The 20,767-nt window shown below is 72.2% G+C and carries 13 protein-coding genes and 1 tRNA gene; 12 read left to right on the top strand and 2 right to left on the bottom strand.

What is annotated here, in order from left to right:
• Positions 1 to 75 precede the first annotated feature (75 nt).
• The 11 genes from bldG (at position 76) to QC282_RS12705 (ending at position 16,873) form a co-directional block, all read left to right on the top strand.
• Positions 76 to 417: an anti-sigma factor antagonist BldG gene (gene bldG / locus QC282_RS12655; RefSeq protein WP_003975386.1), complete on the top strand. Its 342-nt coding sequence runs from the start codon at positions 76 to 78 to the stop codon at positions 415 to 417.
• Positions 418 to 528: 111 nt separating this feature from the next.
• Entirely contained in the window at positions 529 to 963 is a 435-nt protein-coding gene (locus tag QC282_RS12660; protein WP_279549393.1) for an ATP-binding protein, read from the top strand.
• Between the two features lie 315 nt (positions 964 to 1,278).
• Positions 1,279 to 3,684: a sodium-translocating pyrophosphatase gene (locus QC282_RS12665; protein ID WP_279549394.1), complete on the top strand. Its 2,406-nt coding sequence runs from the start codon at positions 1,279 to 1,281 to the stop codon at positions 3,682 to 3,684.
• 205 nt (positions 3,685 to 3,889) lie between these two features.
• Positions 3,890 to 4,477 carry a small secreted protein gene (locus QC282_RS12670; RefSeq protein ID WP_279549395.1) on the top strand — a complete coding sequence of 196 codons (588 nt, stop codon included), beginning with the start codon at positions 3,890 to 3,892 and terminating at the stop codon, positions 4,475 to 4,477.
• 132 nt (positions 4,478 to 4,609) lie between these two features.
• Positions 4,610 to 6,130 (top strand): class I SAM-dependent methyltransferase, encoded by a 1,521-nt coding sequence (locus QC282_RS12675; RefSeq protein ID WP_279549396.1) that lies wholly within the window; start codon positions 4,610 to 4,612, stop codon positions 6,128 to 6,130.
• Between the two features lie 341 nt (positions 6,131 to 6,471).
• Positions 6,472 to 6,669 (top strand): hypothetical protein, encoded by a 198-nt coding sequence (locus QC282_RS12680; RefSeq protein ID WP_279549397.1) that lies wholly within the window; start codon positions 6,472 to 6,474, stop codon positions 6,667 to 6,669.
• A gap of 279 nt (positions 6,670 to 6,948) precedes the next feature.
• Positions 6,949 to 9,768: a type I DNA topoisomerase gene (topA, locus tag QC282_RS12685; protein ID WP_279549398.1), complete on the top strand. Its 2,820-nt coding sequence runs from the start codon at positions 6,949 to 6,951 to the stop codon at positions 9,766 to 9,768.
• Between the two features lie 340 nt (positions 9,769 to 10,108).
• Positions 10,109 to 13,276 (top strand): dTMP kinase, encoded by a 3,168-nt coding sequence (tmk, locus tag QC282_RS12690; RefSeq protein ID WP_279549399.1) that lies wholly within the window; start codon positions 10,109 to 10,111, stop codon positions 13,274 to 13,276.
• A 423-nt stretch (positions 13,277 to 13,699) separates the two neighbouring features.
• The gene (locus tag QC282_RS12695) at positions 13,700 to 14,905 is read left to right on the top strand and encodes a DNA polymerase III subunit delta' (RefSeq protein WP_279549400.1); all 1,206 of its coding nucleotides are present in this window, start codon (positions 13,700 to 13,702) and stop codon (positions 14,903 to 14,905) included.
• A 157-nt stretch (positions 14,906 to 15,062) separates the two neighbouring features.
• Positions 15,063 to 16,655, top strand: coding sequence for an alpha/beta hydrolase (locus QC282_RS12700; protein ID WP_279549401.1), 1,593 nt, complete (start codon positions 15,063 to 15,065; stop codon positions 16,653 to 16,655).
• Between the two features lie 141 nt (positions 16,656 to 16,796).
• Positions 16,797 to 16,873: transfer RNA gene (locus QC282_RS12705), tRNA-Thr, on the top strand.
• Positions 16,874 to 16,925: 52 nt separating this feature from the next.
• On the opposite strand, the gene QC282_RS12710 is transcribed toward QC282_RS12705, so the two are convergent.
• Together QC282_RS12710 and QC282_RS12715 are read right to left on the bottom strand one after the other, a co-directional pair.
• Positions 16,926 to 18,608 carry a bifunctional 3'-5' exonuclease/DNA polymerase gene (locus QC282_RS12710; RefSeq protein WP_279549402.1) on the bottom strand — a complete coding sequence of 561 codons (1,683 nt, stop codon included), beginning with the start codon at positions 18,606 to 18,608 and terminating at the stop codon, positions 16,926 to 16,928.
• Positions 18,609 to 18,733: 125 nt separating this feature from the next.
• Complete coding sequence (locus QC282_RS12715; RefSeq protein WP_279549403.1) at positions 18,734 to 19,504, bottom strand: Clp protease N-terminal domain-containing protein; 771 nt, start codon at positions 19,502 to 19,504, stop codon at positions 18,734 to 18,736.
• A 144-nt stretch (positions 19,505 to 19,648) separates the two neighbouring features.
• On the opposite strand from QC282_RS12715, the gene QC282_RS12720 reads away from it, so the two are divergent.
• A complete protein-coding gene (locus QC282_RS12720) occupies positions 19,649 to 20,761 on the top strand; it encodes a DUF2786 domain-containing protein (RefSeq protein ID WP_279549404.1) in 1,113 nt (370 codons plus the stop codon).
• The last annotated feature ends 6 nt before the right edge of the window (positions 20,762 to 20,767 follow it).

Consider the following 20,767-nt stretch of genomic DNA (forward strand, 5'->3'; position numbering starts at 1 on the left):
TGGCGAACCGTCCCGGGGGCTTCAAGCAGAGGTGTCCGAGGGGCGACCGCTCGATAGCAAGGTGCTGGAGGATCCGTGGACCTGTCCCTGTCGACCCGTACCGTCGGCGATCGTACGGTCGTCGAGGTCGGTGGCGAAATCGACGTATATACCGCGCCCAAGCTGCGCGAGCAGCTGGTCGAGCTGGTGAACGACGGGAGTTTCCACCTCGTCGTCGACATGGAGGGCGTGGACTTCCTCGACTCCACCGGGCTCGGCGTGCTGGTCGGCGGTCTCAAGCGTGTGCGTGCCCACGAGGGCTCGCTGCGCCTGGTCTGCAACCAGGAGCGCATTCTCAAGATCTTCCGCATTACCGGCCTCACCAAGGTGTTCCCGATCCACACCTCGGTCGAGGAAGCGGTGGCGGCCACCGACTGACCACTCCGCCCCGGGCCACGCGCCCGGGGCGCCTGATTCTGATGTCGAAGGGGGACGGGCCGTCCGCGGCCCGGACCTCCGTCCGCACGCCCGTAGTCGCGAGGGGGATGCATGGCCACCGTCGAACTCCGCTTCAGCGCGCTGCCCGAGCACGTCAGGACCGCCCGTCTCGTGGCGGCAGCGGTGGCGCGCAGGGCCGGGGTGGACGAGGCGGTCCTCGACGAGGTCCGGCTCGCCGTCGGCGAGGCCTGCACCCGCGCCGTCGGGCTGCACCAGACGGGTGGGATCACCGCGCCGGTGCAGGTGGTGCTGATCGAGGAGGAGAAGCAGTTCTCCATCGAGGTCGGTGACGAGGCGCCGCACGCCGTTCCCGGCGAGCGGGCCCCCGGCGCCGCGCCGAGCGACGACGCCGAGACCGACGAGGACGAGATGGGCCTCGCGGTGATCAGCGGTCTCGTCGACGACGTGGAGGTCTCCGCCGGAGAGCACGGCGGGCTGATCCGCATGACGTGGCCGACGACGCCGCCGACCGCCGTGACCGCCTGACACCGCTTGCGCGTCCCGCTGTACCCGAAGGGCCCTACCCCGTAGGGCCCTTTTGCGTGGCGGCCTTCAGGGCCCGCGCCTACAGTGATCCCGAGCGATTCTTTTCGTGAACCCATTCACGATCAGTCGCGCGATAATTCGATCACGCGACAATGCCCCAAAGGCATTACTGCTTTCGGGTTCGGGAGCCTGGGTCGATCATTTGCCAAAAGGCATGTGAAGGCTGATTCCGCTTACCGCGCACTGTTTTGATCAGGTCCGGCTACCTACAATCCGTCCACATCTTGAGCTCAGCCCAAGCGTCAAGGAGGACGAATGGCGGAGCTTTCTCTCCCCCATCAGTTGGACCGATCCACCACCTTCGCCGCCGCGGTGCTGACGGACGAGAACCGCGTGCTCGTCGCGGTGATCGCCGTCGTGGCCCTGGCGGCACTCGTGGTCGCGGGCGTCCTGGTGCGCCAGGTACTCGCGGCCGACGAGGGCACCGACAGCATGAAGAAGATCGCGGCAGCGATCCAGGAAGGCGCGAACGCCTATCTGGCCCGGCAGCTGCGCACGCTCGCCGTATTCGCGGTGCTCGTGTTCTTCCTGCTCATGCTGCTGCCTGCGGACGACTGGAATCAGCGTGCCGGACGGTCGGTGTTCTTCCTGATCGGCGCGGCGTTCTCGGCGGCCACCGGTTATATCGGCATGTGGCTCGCCGTGCGCAGCAATGTGCGGGTGGCCGCGGCGGCACGGGAAGCGACACCGGCAGCGGGTGAGCCGGAAAAGGATCTCACCCTCGTTTCGCACAAAGCCATGAAGATCGCGTTTCGCACGGGCGGCGTCGTCGGCATGTTCACGGTGGGGCTCGGCCTGCTGGGTGCCTCCTGCGTGGTGCTGGTGTACGCGGCCGACGCGCCGAAGGTGCTCGAGGGCTTCGGGCTCGGCGCGGCGCTGATCGCGATGTTCATGAGGGTCGGCGGCGGCATCTTCACCAAGGCCGCCGACGTCGGCGCCGACCTGGTCGGCAAGGTCGAGCAGGGCATCCCGGAGGACGACCCGCGCAACGCCGCGACCATCGCCGACAACGTGGGCGACAACGTCGGCGACTGCGCGGGCATGGCGGCCGACCTCTTCGAGTCGTACGCCGTGACCCTGGTCGCCGCGCTGATCCTCGGCAAGGTGGCCTTCGGCGACTCCGGGCTGGCGTTCCCGCTGCTCGTGCCGGCGATCGGTGTGCTCACCGCGATGATCGGCATCTTCGCGGTGGCGCCGCGGCGGGCCGACCGCAGCGGTATGAGCGCGATCAACCGCGGCTTCTTCATCTCGGCCGTGATCTCGCTCGTGCTGGTGGCGGTGGCCGTCTACGTCTACCTGCCCGGCACGTACGCGGAGCTGGACGGGGTCACCGACGCGGCGATTCAGGCCAAGAGCGGCGACCCGCGGGTCCTCGCGCTCGTCGCGGTGGCCATCGGCATCGTGCTGGCCGCGGTGATCCAGCAGCTGACCGGCTACTTCACGGAGACGACCCGGCGACCCGTCAGGGACATCGGCAAGTCCTCGCTCACCGGTCCCGCGACCGTGGTCCTGGCCGGTATCTCGGTCGGCCTCGAATCGGCCGTCTACACCGCCCTGTTGATCGGCCTCGGGGTGTACGGGGCGTTCCTGCTGGGCGGTACGTCGATCATGCTGGCGCTGTTCGCCGTGGCGCTGGCGGGCACCGGTCTGCTCACCACGGTCGGTGTGATCGTCGCGATGGACACCTTCGGGCCGGTCTCCGACAACGCGCAGGGCATCGCCGAGATGTCCGGCGACGTCGAGGGCGCCGGCGCGCAGGTGCTCACCGACCTGGACGCGGTCGGCAACACCACCAAGGCCATCACCAAGGGCATCGCGATCGCCACGGCCGTGCTCGCGGCGGCGGCGCTGTTCGGCTCGTACCGTGACGCGATCACGACCGGCGCGCGGGACGTGGGCGAGAAACTCACCGGCGACGGTGCGCCGATGACCCTGATGATGGACATCTCGCAGCCGAACAACCTGGTCGGCCTGATCGCGGGCGCGGCGGTCGTCTTCCTCTTCTCGGGGCTGGCGATCAACGCGGTGTCGCGGTCGGCGGGTGCCGTGGTCTTCGAGGTGCGCCGGCAGTTCCGCGAACGGCCCGGGATCATGGACTACACGGAGAAACCGGAGTACGGCAAGGTCGTCGACATCTGCACCAGGGACGCCCTGCGGGAGCTCGCCACGCCCGGGCTGCTGGCCGTGCTGGCACCCGTCTTCATCGGATTCACGCTGGGCGTCGGAGCGCTCGGAGCGTTCCTGGCGGGCGCGATCGGCGCGGGCACGCTGATGGCGGTGTTCCTCGCCAACTCCGGTGGCGCCTGGGACAACGCCAAGAAGCTGGTGGAGGACGGCCACCACGGCGGCAAGGGCAGCGAGGCCCACGCGGCGACGGTCATCGGCGACACGGTCGGCGACCCCTTCAAGGACACCGCCGGTCCCGCGATCAACCCGCTGCTGAAGGTCATGAACCTGGTGTCGCTGCTCATCGCGCCGGCGGTCATCAAGTTCTCCTACGGCGCCGACGAGAACACGGGCGTCAGGATCGTGATCGCGGTTCTCGCGCTCGCCGTCATCGTGGGCGCGGTCTACGTCTCCAAGCGGCGCGGGATCGCCATGGGTGACGAAGACGACGCCGGATCGGAGCCCAAGTCGGCCGACCCGGCGGTGGTTTCCTAGCGGCCGGGCCCGGGAACGGGGCGAGTCCCCAGCTCAAGGTGCGGGCGGGCGGCGCGCGTTGTCGCGTCGCCCGCCCGCTCCTGTGCCTTCACACCGGCGTCGTGAGCCTTCTCTCGCTTGGTGCAAATGGCTTCAATAAGGTCATAACGGATGCCCGGCATGCGTTTGTCGCCCATGTGGCGTGTATGTTCCGGGGCCGAGAGCCATGGAAGGGACCAAACCGGTGAACAAGAAGCTCGCGGCCGCACTGTCCGGCGGTGCGGTACTGGTACTGGCGCTGACGGGTTGCGGCAGCGACGAAAACGAAGAGCTGAACTCCTGGGCCAAGCAGGTCTGCGACGCGGTGCAGCCGCAGGCCAAGAAGATCGCGTCGGCCAACGCCGCGATCCAGAAGGAGACCTCGGACAACAGCACGCCGGAAGAGGTCCAGAAGACCGATTCGAAGGCCTTCCAGGACATGTCCGAGGCCTACAAGGCGATCGGTGCCGCCGTCGACCGGGCAGGGGCCCCGAACGTCGAGAACGGCGAGAAGAAGCAGAAGGACGCGGTGAAGGAGCTCAACAGCATCTCCACCTCCTACGCCTCCCTGAAGAAGCAGGTCGACGCGCTCGACACCAAGGACCAGGCGAAGTTCGCCGACGGCCTCAAGGACGTCGCCGCCGAACTGGACAAGCTCAGCAAGAGCGGCAACAACGCCCTGAAGACGCTGGAGGAGGGCGAGGTCGGCGAGGCCATGGGCAAGCAGGCCAGCTGCAAGTCGGCCACCGCGTCGGCGTCCGCCACCAAGAGCTGACCGCCCGTCGGCACCCCGTCGGCTCCCCGGCACGCGCGTGTGCCGGGGAGCCGACGCGCACGGGTGCGATGCGTGTGCCGGGAGGCCGACGCGCTCGCGCGCGATGTCAGTGGGAGCGGACACAATGGGGTCGTGAGTAACGCCACCCTGTCCCCGCTGCCCTCCGCCGACCGACCCGAGACCGCCGCCCGGCTGCGTGACGCCCTGCTCGGGGCATCCTTCACCGCCGACGGACTGCTCGACCTGCTCGGCGCCCCCGCCTACGCGGCACTGGCGCGCAGCGAGACCGTGCCCGCGCTCCGGGCGACCCGCGGGGACGCGCCGCTGGAGACGCTCGTCCGGCTGTTCCTGCTCCAGCAGCCGGTGCCGCACGCCCGCGTGGCGGACGTCCTGCCCGTCGACGCGTGCCTGGAAGCCGGCTGGCTGGTGCGCACGGGCGGCGACGAGCTCGCCGCGAGCGTGGACGTACGGCCGTACGGCGGGCCCGGCGGCGAGGACTGGTTCATCGTGTCCGACCTCGGGTGTGCCGTCGGCGGCGCGGGCGGCATCGGCAGCCGCGACGAGGGCGTGGTCCTCGGTGTCGGCGGCGCCTCCACGACCCTGGCCGGCATCACCGTCCGTACGCCCGTCGCCGCCGCGCTCGACCTCGGCACCGGGTCCGGCATCCAGGCGCTGCACGCCTCCCGGCACGCCACGCGCGTGACGGCCACCGATGTGAACCCGCGCGCCCTGCACATCACCGCGCTCACGCTGGCGCTGTCCGGCGCCCCGGCCGCCGACCTGCGCGAGGGCTCGCTGTTCGAGCCGGTCCGGGAGGACGAGACGTACGACCTGATCGTGTCGAACCCGCCGTTCGTGATCTCGCCCGGCGCCCGGCTCACCTACCGCGACGGCGGAATGGGCGGGGACGATCTGTGCCGCACGCTCGTTCAGCAGGCGGGGGACCGGCTGACCGAGGGCGGGTTCGCGCAGTTCCTCGCCAACTGGCAGCACGTCGAGGGGGAGGACTGGCAGGACAGACTCAGGTCGTGGGTGCCGCGCGGCTGCGACGCGTGGATCGTGCAGCGCGAGGTGCAGGACGTCACGCAGTACGCCGAGCTGTGGCTCAGGGACGCCGGCGACCACCGGGCCGACCCGGTCGAGTACCAGGCGCGGTACGACGCGTGGCTGGACGAGTTCGAGGCGCGCAAGGTGAAGGCGGTGGGCTTCGGCTGGATCACGCTGCGCAGGACCGGGTCCGCCGTGCCGTCGGTCACCGCCGAGGAGTGGCCGCATCCGGTGGAGCAGCCGCTCGGCGACGCGGTGCGGGCGCACTTCTCCCGCCTCGACTATCTGCGGACGCACGACGACGCGGCCCTCCTCGAACAGCACTTCCGGCTCGCCGACGAGGTCGTGCAGGAACAGGTAGGGCTGCCCGGAGCCGAGGACCCGGAGCACGTCGTGCTGCGGCAGAACCGCGGCATGCGCCGGGCCACCAGGGTCGACACGGTCGGCGCGGGTTTCGCGGGCGTCTGCGACGGCTCGATGAGCGCGGGCCGCATCCTGGACGCCATCGCCCAACTGCTCGGTGAGGACCCGGTGCTGCTGCGGGACCGCACGCCCGCGCAGATCCGGCTGCTGGTGGAGCAGGGGTTCCTGGTGCCGGTGGGGTGACGTTCCGCGCGCACCGTGACCCGCGCGGGGGCGGCCCGCGGGTGGTGTGACGCAGACGCAGGTGGCGCGGGCGGCGCCCACGCGCCGCGGACCGCACGGCGGCGAATTCGCGCCGACCTGGCCGCGTGGCCGGAGTGATACCCGCGACACGGGAGCCGGACGGGAGTGACCGGTATCTCGTGTCCGGCAAGATCGTCCGCGCCGGACCGCGGTGGGCGGGAAGCGGGCGGGCCGGGGCACACCGGTGCGGCGTTCACCTCGGGTTCGCCCGGCTGCCGCCCGCGCGTGTCACTCTCGCGTCGCTGGGCACTCACGGACGGGAGAAAAGGGGCGCGGAAACCATGGAGAGCGGACCGGCGATCTTCTCCGGAATCGTGTTCGCCCTGTTCGGAAGCGGTCTGGCGGTGTGGACCGCCGCTCGGCTCCGGCAGCGGCGCCCCGTCGTCCACGGTGTGAACCCCGTCGCATCGGCGACCGTCGCGAGCGTCGCCGCGCTGCTCGCGCTCGCTGTCGGAACGTGGTGCTTCAGCCGTCTGTGAGCGGCGTCGGCGGCCCCGGTCGAGGAGCGGACCGGATCTTCTGAAGGATCACCGGTCCGATAAATGGGAGACGAAGCTCCGGATAGCGTCGAACGGGCTGGTCGGCACTCCGGGCGGCAGGAATGGTGGTAGTCGGGTTACCGTTCGAGTGGCCGTTGCGGGCTTTTACCGTTTGACACGGGGGCGGGAGGTACCGTCACACTCCGCAGCGTCAGCACGACCCGCCCCCGGGAATCAAGGCCTGGGGAGACCCAGCGTCGACCGGAGAGAAGAGCGAAGTTGTCCCCGACCAGCGAGACCGCGAACGGCGGCCGCCGACTCGTCATCGTCGAGTCGCCTGCCAAGGCGAAGACGATCAAGGGCTATCTCGGCCCTGGATACATCGTCGAGGCGAGCGTCGGGCATATTCGCGACCTCCCCAACGGCGCTGCCGAGGTTCCCGACAAGTACACCGGTGAGGTCCGCCGCCTCGGTGTGGACGTCGAACACGACTTCCAGCCGATCTATGTGGTCAACGCCGACAAGAAGGCGCAGGTCAAGAAGCTCAAGGACCTGCTGAAGGAATCCGACGAGCTCTTCCTCGCCACCGATGAGGACCGGGAGGGCGAGGCGATCGCCTGGCACCTCCAGGAAGTCCTCAAGCCCAAGATTCCCGTGAAGCGCATGGTGTTCCACGAGATCACCAAGGACGCGATCCGGGAGGCCGTGGCCAACCCGCGGCAGCTCAACCAGAAGCTGGTCGACGCCCAGGAGACCCGCCGCATCCTCGACCGCCTCTACGGCTACGAGGTCTCGCCGGTCCTGTGGAAGAAGGTCATGCCGCGCCTGTCGGCCGGCCGTGTCCAGTCCGTCGCGACCCGGCTCGTGGTCGAGCGGGAACGCGAGCGCATCGCCTTTCGTTCTGCCGAGTACTGGGACCTGACGGGCACCTTCGCGACCGGCCGCGCCGGGGACTCGTCGGACCCGTCGTCGCTGGTCGCCCGCCTCCAGACCGTCGACGGCAGGCGGGTCGCGCAGGGCCGCGACTTCGACTCCCTGGGACAACTGAAAAGCGCGAACACCCTCCACCTCGACGAGGCGAACGCCCGCGCCCTGGCCGCCGCCCTGGAGAACACGCGGTTCGCGGTCCGCTCCGTCGAGTCCAAGCCGTACCGCCGCTCGCCGTACGCCCCGTTCCGTACGACGACGCTGCAGCAGGAGGCCAGCCGCAAGCTCGGCTTCGGCGCGAAGGCCACGATGCAGGTCGCGCAGAAGCTGTACGAGAACGGCTACATCACCTACATGCGTACGGACTCCACGACCCTGAGCGAGACGGCCGTCGCGGCCGCCCGCGCCCAGGTCACGCAGCTGTACGGCGCCGACTACCTGCCGCCGCAGCCCCGTACGTACGCCGGCAAGGTCAAGAACGCGCAGGAGGCGCACGAGGCGATCCGTCCCTCGGGCGACCGGTTCCGCACGCCCGCCGAGACCGGCCTGACCGGTGACCAGTTCAAGCTGTACGAACTGATCTGGAAGCGGACCGTCGCCTCCCAGATGAAGGACGCCACCGGCAACAGCGTCACCGTGAAGATCGGCGGCACCGCCTCCGACGGCCGGGACGTCGAGTTCAGCGCGTCCGGCAAGACGATCACCTTCCACGGCTTCCTCAAGGCATACGTCGAGGGCGCCGACGACCCGAACGCCGAGCTGGACGACCGCGAGCGCCGGCTGCCGCAGGTCGCCGAGGGCGACGCGCTGACGGCCGAGGAGGTCACGGTCGACGGGCACGCCACCAAGCCCCCGGCCCGCTACACCGAGGCCAGCCTCGTCAAGGAGCTCGAAGAGCGCGAGATCGGCCGTCCGTCGACGTACGCGTCGATCATCGGCACGATCCTCGACCGCGGCTACGTGTTCAAGAAGGGCACGGCCCTCGTGCCGTCCTTCCTGTCCTTCGCCGTGGTCAACCTCCTGGAGAAGCACTTCGGCCGGCTCGTCGACTACGACTTCACCGCCAGGATGGAGGACGACCTCGACCGCATCGCCCGCGGCGAGGCCCAGGCCGTGCCGTGGCTGAAGCGCTTCTACTTCGGCGAGGGCCCGGACCACGCCGGCGGCGCGGCCGACGCCGGCAACGGCGACGGGGACCACCTCGGCGGCCTCAAGGAACTCGTGACCGACCTGGGCGCGATCGACGCCCGCGAGGTGTCGTCGTTCCCGGTCGGCGACGACATCGTGCTGCGCGTCGGCCGCTACGGTCCGTACATCGAGCGGGGCGAGAAGGACACCGAGCAGCACCAGCGCGCGGACATCCCCGAGGACCTGGCGCCCGACGAGCTGACCGTCGAGCTGGCCGAGGAACTGCTCGCGAAGCCGAGCGGCGACTACGAACTGGGCACCGATCCGAAGACCGGCCACACGATCGTCGCCAAGGACGGCCGCTACGGCCCGTACGTCACGGAGGTCCTCCCCGAGGGCACCCCCAAGACGGGCAAGAACGCCGTCAAGCCGCGCACGGCCTCCCTCTTCAAGTCGATGTCGCTGGACACGGTGACCCTGGAGGACGCGCTGAAGCTGATGTCGCTGCCGCGCGTCGTCGGCACCGACCCCGAGGGCCAGGAGATCACCGCGCAGAACGGCCGCTACGGCCCCTACCTGAAGAAGGGGACGGACTCGCGGTCCCTGCAGTCCGAGGACCAGCTCTTCACGATCACGCTGGAAGAGGCGCTGGCGATCTACGCCCAGCCCAAGCAGCGCGGTCGCGCCGCGGCCAAGCCGCCGCTGAAGGAGCTGGGCACCGACCCGGTCAGCGAGAAGCCGGTCGTGGTCAAGGACGGCCGCTTCGGCCCGTACGTCACCGACGGGGAGACCAACGCGACCCTGCGCTCCGGCGACAGCGTCGAGACGATCACCCCCGAGCGCGGCTTCGAGCTGCTCGCCGAGAAGCGGGCCAAGGGCCCCGCCAAGAAGACGGCGAAGAAGGCCACCACCAAGAAGACCGCCGCGAAGAAGGCGCCGGCCAAGAAGACGGCCGCCGCGAAGAAGACGACGGCCGCCAAGAAGACCACGGCGAAGAAGACGGCCGCGAAGAAGGCCACGGCGGCCAAGCCGTCCGAGGACTGAACGACCGCCAGACGTCCGAGGACCAGAGGACCACGGGGACGTCCGAGGGCCACAGGGCCACGGAAACGTCCGAGGGTCATAGGACCACGGGGACGTCCGAGGGCCACAGGGCCACGGAAACGTCCGAGGGCCATAGGACCACGGGGACGTCCGAGGACTGAACGGCCATCAGGAAGACCGGGTCCGGGGGCGGTGAAGTCCTCGCCCGGCGGGCGGAGTTCGACTCCTCCCGATACGCGGAGTTCGCAAAACGAACGCCCCGGCGCCTCTTCGGTGCCGGGGCGGCCGTACGTTCGGACGGGGGCCCCGGGCTGTCGGTGCGGCCCGATAGGCTGAAAGCATGACGCGAGCCGAGCAGCCAGCCGAGCAGCCAACGGCCCTTCACCCGGCCCCCGACGACGCACTGGTCGCGGACTCCCGCGAGCGCGCCGTCCGCGCACTGCTGCGCCAGCCGCAGCTGAAGCGGTTGTGGAGCGCACAGCTCGTGGGAGGTGCCGGCGACACTCTCGCCCTCCTCGTCCTGGTCGTCCTCGTCCTGCAGACGGCGATCGCCGAGGGCTCCTTCGGGGGCGGCTACCGGGGCGTGGCGTTCGCAGTGGCGACCGTTTTCGGAGTGCGCATCCTCGCGACGCTGATCTTCGGAGCGGTCCTCCTCGGCCCGCTCACGTCGCTGACCTCGGCCGACGGTCCCCTCGACCGCCGCTGGACGATGGTCGGCGCGGACGGGCTGCGGGCCGCGCTGCTGATCGTCGCGCCGCTGTGGATCGACTGGATGCCGGACGACGCCCTTGCCGCCCTCCTCGTCACCGCCTTCGTCACCGGTGTCGCCGAGCGGTTCTGGGGAGTGTGCCGCGAGAGCGCCGCGCCGGCCCTGCTGCCGGCCCCGCCCCCGGAGGGCGCGACGGTACGGCCGCTGCCGGACCACATGGACGCCCTGCGCCGCCTGTCGCTGCGCACGGGTTTCGTGGCCATACCTCTCGCGGGCGCCGCGCTGGTCGTCGCCGGACTGCTGAACAACCTGCTCGGTGCCGGCATCGCCTGGTTCGACCAGCACCAGGCGGCCCTCGCCTCGTACGTCGCGGCAGGAATGTTCGCCGCGTCCCTGTCCGTCCTGACGTTCCTTGAGCTGCCCGGCACGCGCACGCCGCGCGCGCGGTCGCCGCTGGAGGGCCTGCGCCGCCCGAGGTCGGCCGCCGGAGCCGACAAGGGCCGCACCGGTGCGATACCACTGCTGGTCCTGGCCTGCGCGGCCGTCGCGGGCGCGGTGGCCGCCGCGGTCGGCGTGACCGTGCTGCACGCCAAGGACCTGGGCGGCGGCCCCGTCCTGTTCGGCCTGCTGGTGCTCGCGCTGACCGGCGGCGTCGTCGTCGGCATCCGCACGGCGCCCGCCGTCCTGCCCACACTGTCCAGGCGGCGGCTCCTCGCGCTCGCCATCGCCGCCACCGGCGTCGCGCTGCTGGCGGCGGGCCTCGTCCCGGACGTCACCAGCGTCGTGGTGATCCTCGCGCTGGCCGGCGTCGGCGCGGGCGTGGCCGCCAACACCGGGCACACCCTGCTCGACCAGGAGACCGAGACGCAGCGGCGCGCACGGATCACCGGGCACCTGCACGCGGTCGCACGGGTCTTCGTGGCGCTCGGCGCGGTGATCGCCCCCGTGGTGGCCGCGGGCATCGGGCCCCACCGGCTGGAGAACGGCAAGTTCGTGTTCGCGCACGGCGGTGCCGCGTTCACGCTGATGCTGGTCGGCGCGCTGCTGCTGCCGGTGGCCGCGCTGGTGCTGGCCAAGGTCGACGACCGCTCCGGCGTGCCGCTGCGGCACGACCTGCGGGACGCGGTCCTCGGCGGCGACGACCCGGAGCCCGCGCCCGCCGCGTCCGGCTTCTTCATCGCCCTGGAGGGCGGTGACGGCGCCGGCAAGTCCACCCAGGCCGAGGCGCTCGCCGAGTGGATCAGGTCCAAGGGCCACGAGGTCGTGCTCACCCGCGAGCCGGGCGCGACGCCGGTCGGCAAGCGGCTGCGCTCCATCCTGCTGGACGTCTCCAGCGCCGGCCTCTCGCACCGCGCCGAAGCCCTGCTGTACGCGGCCGACCGCGCGGAGCACGTGGACACCGTCGTACGGCCCGCGCTGGAGCGTGGCGCGGTGGTGATCTCCGACCGGTACATCGACTCCTCGGTGGCCTACCAGGGCGCGGGCCGCGACCTGTCTCCGACCGAGATCGCCCGCATCAACCGCTGGGCGACCAACGGGCTCGTCCCGAACCTGACCGTGCTGCTGGACGTCGCCCCCGAGACCGCCCGCGAGCGGTTCACCGAGGCGCCGGACCGGCTGGAGTCGGAGCCCGCCGAGTTCCACGCGCGTGTGCGCTCCGGTTTCCTCACGCTGGCCGCGGCCGACCCCGGGCGCTACCTGGTGGTGGACGCCGGCCAGGAGCCCGAGGCCGTCACCGCCGTCGTCCGGCACCGGCTCGACCAGGTGCTGCCGCTGTCCGAGGCCGAGATCAAGGCCCGCGAGGAGGCTCGCCGGAAGGCCGAGGAGGAGGCCCGGCGCAAGGCGGAGGAAGAGGCGCGTCGCAAGGCCGAGGAGGAGCGCCTGGAGCGCGAGCGCCAGGAGCAGCTGGCCCGGCTGCGTGCCGAGGAGGAGGAGCGCAAGCGGCGCGAGCTGGAGGAGGCGCAGCGTCGCGAGGCAGAGCGGCAGGCGGAGGAGGCCCGGCAGCGGGCCGAGGAGGCGCGCCGCAAGGCGGAGGAGGAGCGGGCCCGGCTGCTCGCCGAGGAGAAGGCGCGCGCCGAGGAGGAAGCCCGGCGCAAGGCCGAGGAGGACCGGCGCCGCAAGCAGGCCGAGGAAGAGGCGCGGCTGCGTGCCGAGGCCGAGGCGCTGCGCCTGGAGAAGCAGCGGAAGGCCGAGGAGGCGCTGCTGCGCGCCGAGGAGGCCCGGCGCCAGGCGGAACAGGCGGCGGCCGCGGCAGCGGCGGGACCGAAGCCGACGGCGCCCGAGGCGGCGCGGACGTCCCGGTCGGCGGCAGCGCCGGACGCGACGACCGTGCCGACGCCGGTCGTCGGGCCGGGCGAGGACACCACGGTGCTGCGGCCGGTCCGCGACGAGCGTGACCAGCGGCGCGGTGCGGGGCGGGTCTCCGAGTCCGAGGTGACCACGGAGCTGCCGAAGCCGGTGCCGCCGGGCGCCGCCGACGAGACCGCGGTCCTGCCGCAGGTGCCGGGCGCCGTCGACGAGACGGCCGTACTGCCGCCGGTGCGCGGGGACGAGCCCGCGGACCGGGTGCCGCCGGGCTACTTCCGGGACGAGCAGCGCTCCGCCCGCCCGGACGGCACCGAGGACCGCACGCGCGAGCTGCCCCAGGTGGACGCCGAGGAGGCCCCCCGCCGCCGTCAGCGCCCCGACTGGGCCGAGGAGACCCCGCTGGACGACCTGCCGACGCTGGCGGACGAACTGCTGGGCCCGCACGAGGGCGAGTACGACGAGGACGGCGACGGCCGGGGGCGGCGGCGCTGACCGTCGCCGGGGGCCGATGCGGTGACCGTTGCCGAGGGCCGGCGAGGTGACCGTCGGCTCCCTCGTGCGGCGCGGGCGCTGTGCCCGACCGTGTGCGCCGGGTGTGGCCGCTCTGCGGGCTCGGTGCTGGAGTGCCGCAGCCGCGCCGGTGTCCAGCGTGGCCGGCCGGACCCGGTACTCGGGGCCGGGTCCGGCGTCGGAGTTCCCTGGCCGGTGCAGCCGGAGTTCCCTGGCCGGTGTGGACGCGGCGCCCGTGCCGGACCACCGAGGGCCGGTGCCGTGCCCGGCGACGCCGACCGTGCCGCGGGCCCGCGTCCGGGCAGGGCACGGCATGGCACAGGTCCGTACGGCGCGCGGGATTGTCAGTGCCCGCCCGCACAATGGATCCCGCAAGGCTGACGTGTGGGAAGGGCGGCGTGACCCATGACCGTGTGGGACGACCTCGTGGGGCAGGAGCGGGTTAGCGAGCAGCTCGCCGCCGCTGCCCGGGACGCCGACGCCCTCGTGACCGCGGCCGCGACCGACGCGCCCCCGCCCGAGGCGTCGAGGATGACGCACGCCTGGCTGTTCACGGGCCCGCCCGGCGCCGGGTACATCCAGGCGGCGCGGGCCTTCGCCGCCGCCCTGCAGTGCGTGAGCCCCGACCGTGCCCTCGGCGGAGCCCCGGGCTGCGGTTTCTGCGACGGCTGCCACACGGCCCTGATCGGCACGCACGCGGACGTCACCACGGTCACGGCGGTCGGCGCGCAGATCCGGGCCGAGGACATGAGGGACACGGTCCGCAAGTCGTTCACGGCCCCGGCGACCGGCCGCTGGCAGGTCATCCTCGTGGAGGACGCCGAGCGCCTGAACGAGAAGTCGGCGAACGCCGTCCTCAAGGCCGTCGAGGAGCCCGCGTCCCGCACGGTCTGGCTGCTGTGCGCGCCGTCGGTCGAGGACGTGCTGCCCACCATCCGCTCCCGGTGCCGCCTTCTGACCCTGAGCACCCCGTCGGTGGACGCCGTCGCCGACATGCTCGTCCGCCGCGAGGGCGTCGAACCGGACGTCGCGATGGCCGCCGCCCGCGCCACCCAGGGGCACGTGGAGCGGGCGCGCCGGCTGGCCACCGACCCGGCGGCCCGTGAGCGCCGCGCCGCCGTGCTCAAGCTGCCGCTGCGCGTTGACGACATCGGCGGTTGCCTCCGGGCGGCCCAGGAACTGGTCGACGCCGCTTCGGCGGACGCCAAGGTGCTCGCCGACGAGACGGACGCCAAGGAGACCGAGGAGATGAAGGCGGCGCTCGGCGCGGCGCAGGGCGGCCGGCTGCCGCGCGGCACGGCGGGTGTGATCAAGGACCTGGAGGACAACCAGAAGCGCCGCCGGACGCGGACCCAGCGCGACAGCCTCGACCTCGCCCTGACCGACCTCACCTCCTTCTACCGCGACGTCCTCGCGCTCCAGCTCGGCTCCCGGATCGCGATCGCCAACGTCGACGCGGAGGACGCCCTGGACCGGATCGCCCGCGGCAGCACCCCGGAGGCCACCCTGCGCCGCATAGAGGCGATCGCCGCGTGCCGCGAGGCCCTCGACCGCAACGTGGCTCCGCTGCTCGCGGTGGAGGCGATGACGATGGCCCTCAGATCGGGCTGACGGGGGCCAACCGGGGACGGGTGCGCGGAGTAGCCGGGACACCCGCAGGATCACGCGAGGTTGACGCCGTGATCACGCGTGGTTGACGCCATAACTCGTCCGAGGCACGTCACGCACACAACGCGTACGTGTCGTCGCACAGAGTTACGCTCGCTGGATGCACACAAGGCGCACTCACCGCAGATCCCGTACCGCCCGGATCGGCATCGGCCTCCTCGCCGCCGTCGGTCTGCTGGTCCCGGCCTGTTCCCCCGAAGGCGCGTCGGGCACGGCGAGCTCGGCGTCCGAAGGGGCGGCGGCGCTGGCCGCGCTGCCGAGGGCCACCCCGGCGGCCCTCTCGCCGTACTACGGGCAGAAGCTGAAGTGGCGCGGTTGCGGCGTCCCCGGTTTCCAGTGCGCCACGCTCAGGGCGCCGCTCGACTACGCGGAGCCGTCGGCCGGCGACGTCCGGCTCGCGGTCGCCCGGAAGAAGGCCACGGGACCGGGCGAGCGGCTCGGCTCGCTGCTGGTGAACCCGGGCGGGCCGGGAGGTTCGGCGGTCGACTACCTCCAGGCGTACGCCGGTGTCGGCTACCCGGCCGACGTCCGCGCCCGGTACGACATGGTGGCGGTCGACCCGCGAGGCGTGGCCCGCAGTGAGCCCGTGGAGTGCCTCGACGGGCGGGAGATGGACACGTACACGCAGACGGATCTCACGCCGGACGACGGGAAGGAGACGGACGCGCTCGTCGGCGCGTACCGGACGTTCGCTGAGGGCTGCGGGGCGGACGCGCCGGGGCTGCTGCGCCACGTGTCCACGGTCGAGGCGGCGCGGGACATGGACATCCTGCGGGCCGTGCTGGGCGACGGGAAGCTGAACTTCGTGGGGGCGTCGTACGGGACGTTCCTCGGGGCGACGTACGCGGGGCTGTTCCCCGACCGCGCCGGCCGGCTGGTGCTGGACGGGGCGATGGACCCGTCGCTGCCCGCGCGGCGGCTGAACCTCGAACAGACCGCGGGCTTCGAGACGGCGTTCCAGTCGTTCGCGAAGGACTGCGTGCGCCGGCCGGACTGCCCCCTGGGCGGCCGGAGCACCACACCGGCCCAGGTCGGCAAGAACCTGAAGGCGTTCTTCGACAGGCTCGACAGCCGCCCCGTGCCCACCGGCGACGCCGACGGCCGCCGGCTCACCGAGTCCCTCGCGACGACCGGCGTGATCGCCGCGATGTACGACGAGAGCGCCTGGGAGCAACTGCGCGAGTCGCTGACGGCGGCGATGAGGGAGAACGACGGCGCGGGCCTGCTCGTCCTGTCCGACAGCTACTACGAGCGGGACGCCGACGGCGCCTACAGCAACCTGATGTTCGCCAACGCCGCCGTGAACTGCCTCGACCTCCCGGCGGCCTTCGAGGGCCCCGACGAGGTACAGGCGGCGCTGCCGGCCTTCGAGAAGGCGTCCCCGGTGTTCGGCGAGGGCCTGGCCTGGGCCTCCCTGAACTGCGCGTACTGGCCGGTGGCGCCCGCCGGTGAACCGCACCGCATCAAGGCGGCCGGCGCCAAGCCCATCGTCGTGGTCGGCACCACCCGGGACCCGGCGACGCCCTACCGCTGGGCGAAGTCCCTGGCCGCCCAGTTGTCCTCGGCGCGCCTGCTGACGTACGACGGTGACGGCCACACGGCCTACGGGCGGGGCAGCGCCTGCATCGACAACACGATCAACGCGTACCTGCTCCGCGGGACCCCGCCGAAGGACGGAAAGCGCTGCTCATAGCGCCTGCCGCCCGACTGTTCCGGCATTGTCCCCACCTTCGCCCGGCCTCGGACCCGATGCCTCCGGGGCCGGTACGAAGCACCCCCGGAAACTGTGTAGACTTACCGACGTTGCCGATCGCACCATAGGTGCGGGCAGCACGCCGCCTTAGCTCAGATGGCCAGAGCAACGCACTCGTAATGCGTAGGTCTCGGGTTCGAATCCCGAAGGCGGCTCCACTGGAAGCCCGGGTCGGCGTAGCTGATCCGGGTTTTTTCTTGGCCTCCGCCCTCACTTCGCGTCCGCGTAGCACGTCACCACCGCTGTCGTGAACGGGAAGCGGACCGGGGTGTCGCCGAAGGTGAGGCGGGCGGCCAGGTGGGCTGCTTCGCGGATGGCCTCGGCGATGGTTTCGGCCTCCTCCTCGGGGCAGTGGACGATCACCTCGTCGTGCTGGAAGAAGACCAGTTCCGCCGCCATGGAGGCGCAGGTCCGGCGCAGTGCCGCGAGGAGCAGCAGGGTCCAGTCGGCGGCGCTGCCCTGGACGACGAAGTTGCGGGCGAAGCGGCCGCGGGCGCGGGCGTTGGTGGAGGCGTAGCCGGGGACCCACTGCTGGGTTTCCGGGCCGTCCTCCGGGGTGGGGATGCCGGCCTCCTCCGTGGCGTCGGCGGTGCGGGCCGCGGGTGGGCAGGTCCGGCCGAGCCAGGTCCGCACCAGCCGTCCCTCCTCGCCGGCCCGTGCCGCGTCGTCCACGTAGGCCACCGCCTTGGGGAAGCGGCGTCTGAGCGCGGCGAGGTTCTTCAGGCCGTCGCCGGACGTCTGGCCGTAGACCGCGCCGAGCACGGCGAGCTTGGCCTGGGCGCGGTCGCCGGAGAAGGCGCGGTCCGACACCGACTGGTAGAGGTCGGTCTCGCGGGCCGCGACCTCCATCAGGCCGGGGTCGCGGGAGATCGCCGCGAGTACGCGTGGCTCCATCTGGTCGGCGTCGGCGACGACCAGCCGCCAGCCCGGGTCGGCGACGACGGCCCGGCGGATCACCTTGGGGATCTGCAGGCCGCCCCCGCCGTTGGTGACCCAGCGGCCGGTGACCGTGCCGCCCGCGAGGAACTCCGGGCGGAACCGGCCGTCGCGCACCCAGTCCTGCAGCCAGGACCAGCCGTGGGCCACCCAGATCCGGTACAGCTTCTTGTACTCGACGAGCGGTTTCACGGCCGGGTGGTCGACCGACTCCAGTTCCCAGCGGCGGGTCGAGGCGACCTTGATCCCGGCCTGCGAGAACGCCTTGACCACGTCGGCCGGCAGGTCCGGCCGCACCCGGCGCCCGAACGCGGCCGACACCTCCTCCGCCAGTTCGGCCAGCCGGCGCGGTTCGCCGCCGCCCGCGTACCGTTCGCCGAGCAGTTCGTGCAGCACCTCGCGGTGCACCTCGGCGCTCCACGGCAGCCCGGCGTGGTTCATCTCCGCGGCGACCAGCATTCCCGCCGACTCGGCGGCGGTCAGGAGCCGCATCCGGTCCGGGTGCTCGGCCCGGTCGTGCCGCCGCTGCTGCTCGGCGTACACCTCGGCCAGGTCGGTCAGCGGTACGTGAACGGCCTGCGGCTCGAACAGCGGGGACTGGGCGCCCGGTTCGGCGGACCGCTGGGGCGGGTCGGGCGGCACGGGTCCGCCGCGCAGCCGGGCCAGGGCGGCCGCGGCCGACCGGGGCTCGCCGTGCCGGCCCTCGTGGCCGAGCAGCAGCGTCTCGGCGTCCTCGATGTCGTAGCACCGCTCTGTTCGCACCCCCGCGGCGAGCAGGCGCGGGTACACCTCGGCCGTCGAGCGCCACACCCAGCGCGTGACGTCCGGGCGGCTCCGGACGGCGGCCACGAGGTCCGGCTCGCGCATCACCGGACCGACGGGCAGCCCGTCCGAACCGAGGGGGGCGAGCTCGGCGCCACCACCCTCGGTCGGGACGAGCGCCCACCGACCGGTCATGTCCGCGAGTGTCGCAGGGGGGTCTGACAACGGGCCGGGTCACCGGGCATGCTGCCTTTGCCTTTGCCTTTGCCTTTGCCTTTGCCGGTGCCGGTGCCGGTGCCTTCGGCGGGCGGCAGCCGTCCTCAGTCCTTGTCCCTTTCTTCGGCCGTTTCCGCCCCGTCCGGGTCCGGCTTCGTGGTCTGCAGGAACTGGGAGAGCAGCGCCGTGACGTGGTCCTCCACCGCCTGCTTGGTGACGCCGAGGCCTGCCAGGACGCCTTCGCCGTTCTCGTGTTCCAGCAGGGCCAGCAGGATGTGCTCGGTGCCGATGTAGTTGTGGCCGAGGCGCAGGGCCTCGCGGAACGTCAGCTCCAGGACCTTCTTGGCCGCGGAGCCGTACGGCACCAGTTCCGGGACCTGTTCGACGGCCGGCGGGAGCGCGGCGGTCGCGGCCTCGCGCACCGACTCCAGGCTCACGCCCAGCGCGACGAGCGTCTTGGCCGCGAGCCCGTCGGGGTCGGCGAGCAGGCCGAGGACGAGATGCTCGGGCAGGCCCTCGGCGTTGCCCGCCGTCTTCGAGACGTTGTGGGCGGCCATGACCGCCTCGCGGGCCCGGGGCGTGTAGCGGTTGAAGCCCTGGTTCGGGTCGAGGTCGGTGGACTCCTTCGGCACGAAGCGCTTCTGCGCCGCCTGCCGCGTGACGCCCATGCTCTTGCCGATGTCCGTCCAGGAGGCGCCCGAGCGACGGGCCTGGTCGACGAAGTGGCCGATCAGGTGATCGGCGACCTCTCCGAGGTGGTCGGCGGCGATGACCGCGTCCTGGAGCTGTTCGAGGGGCTCGGTGTGGACCTTCTTGATGGCCGCGATGAGGTCGTCGAGCCGTACGGATGACGTGAGGGAAGAGTTCGTCGTCATGTGTCAACCGTAGGTTGACAGTCCGAGGGATGTCAACCGCGAGTTGACATGGATCGGGGGGACTCCGTCCGTGCACGTCGCGGGGGCGCGCTCGCGCCGGGTGGCCGCGTCGGCCCCCGCCCGGCCACGTGGCACCATCGCCCGGTGAGTACCACCAGCACCGTCGAACGCGCCCTGCGGGCCGCCCTCTACGACTCCGCCGACGCGTCCCTGGACACCGCCGCCTCGCTGCTCGCCGCGGACCCGGACGCGGACGCCGAACTCGCCCGGCGCGGTGAGGAGTTCGTCGCGACGGCCTGGCGGCGCGGCTGGCAGCCCGCCGACCTCGTACGGATCGTGCGCCGCGAGCTGGACGACGTACACGTACGGCTGGTGTCGGCGCTGATCCGGGCGCAGGCACCGCACGACCGGCCGCGCGGGCGCCGCTGGACCGCCCAGCTCGGCGGGCTGACCGACGAGGCGCCGCCCCGCACCGACCGCTTCACGCACGCCACCACGGTGCTGGAGCTGTACCGGCTGCTGCTGCGGCTGCCCGGCCTCGAACCGCTGGAGGAATCCGTGGACGAGCCGGCCCGTGGGCGCCGGCCGGAGTCCCGCGCGCTCACCCGCATCCGCGCCCTGCTCGCCAAGGCGGAAGCCACCGGATACCCCGAGGAGGCGGAGGCGCTCAGCGCGAAGGCGCAGGAGCTGATGGCCCGGCACAGCATCGACGCGGCGCTGCTGTCCGCCGGGGCGCCCTCGCCCGACGCGCCCGGCGCCTGCCGGATCGGTGTGGAACCGCCGTACGAGCAGGCCAAGGCGGTGCTGCTGGACGCGGTCGCCGGCGCGAACCACTGCCGTGCCGTGTGGAACGAGGACCTCTGCTTCTCCACGGTCGTCGGTTTCGAGGCCGACCTGGAGGTGGTCGAACTCCTCTACACCTCGCTGCTCGTGCAGGACCAGACCGCGATGACCAGGGCGGAGGCCGCGCAGCGGGCCGGCGGACGCAAGCGGACCAAGGCCTTCCGGCAAGCCTTCCTCGCCGCGTACGCCCATCGCGTCGGCACCCGGCTCCAGGCCGCCGCCGAGACCCAGGTGACCGACGACCTGCTGCCGGTCCTCGCCTCCCGCGAGGTCGCGGTCACCGGCCGGCTGGACAGCATGTTCCCGGAGACGACCACGACCCGGCTGCGCGGCGCACGTGACGAGGCGGGCTGGACGGAGGGCGCCCGAGCGGCCGACCGCGCGGAGGTCAGACCACGCCCGCACCTGCGTTGACGGTGC

Origin of the sequence: Streptomyces sp. DH24 (genome assembly GCF_029813775.1) — a bacterium.
Lineage (GTDB): Bacteria > Actinomycetota > Actinomycetes > Streptomycetales > Streptomycetaceae > Streptomyces.

Excerpts from the sequence above, each read along its gene's own strand:
- QC282_RS12660 (WP_279549393.1), top strand. The coding sequence starts at position 529 with ATGGCCACCGTCGAACTCCGCTTCAGCGCGCTGCCCGAGCACGTCAGG.
- QC282_RS12665 (WP_279549394.1), top strand. The coding sequence starts at position 1,279 with ATGGCGGAGCTTTCTCTCCCCCATCAGTTGGACCGATCCACCACCTTC.
- QC282_RS12670 (WP_279549395.1), top strand. The coding sequence starts at position 3,890 with ATGGAAGGGACCAAACCGGTGAACAAGAAGCTCGCGGCCGCACTGTCC.
- QC282_RS12680 (WP_279549397.1), top strand. The coding sequence starts at position 6,472 with ATGGAGAGCGGACCGGCGATCTTCTCCGGAATCGTGTTCGCCCTGTTC.
- tmk (WP_279549399.1), top strand. The coding sequence starts at position 10,109 with ATGACGCGAGCCGAGCAGCCAGCCGAGCAGCCAACGGCCCTTCACCCG.
- QC282_RS12695 (WP_279549400.1), top strand. The coding sequence starts at position 13,700 with ATGACCGTGTGGGACGACCTCGTGGGGCAGGAGCGGGTTAGCGAGCAG.
- QC282_RS12700 (WP_279549401.1), top strand. The coding sequence starts at position 15,063 with ATGCACACAAGGCGCACTCACCGCAGATCCCGTACCGCCCGGATCGGC.
- QC282_RS12710 (WP_279549402.1), bottom strand. The coding sequence starts at position 18,608 with ATGACCGGTCGGTGGGCGCTCGTCCCGACCGAGGGTGGTGGCGCCGAG.
- QC282_RS12715 (WP_279549403.1), bottom strand. The coding sequence starts at position 19,504 with ATGACGACGAACTCTTCCCTCACGTCATCCGTACGGCTCGACGACCTC.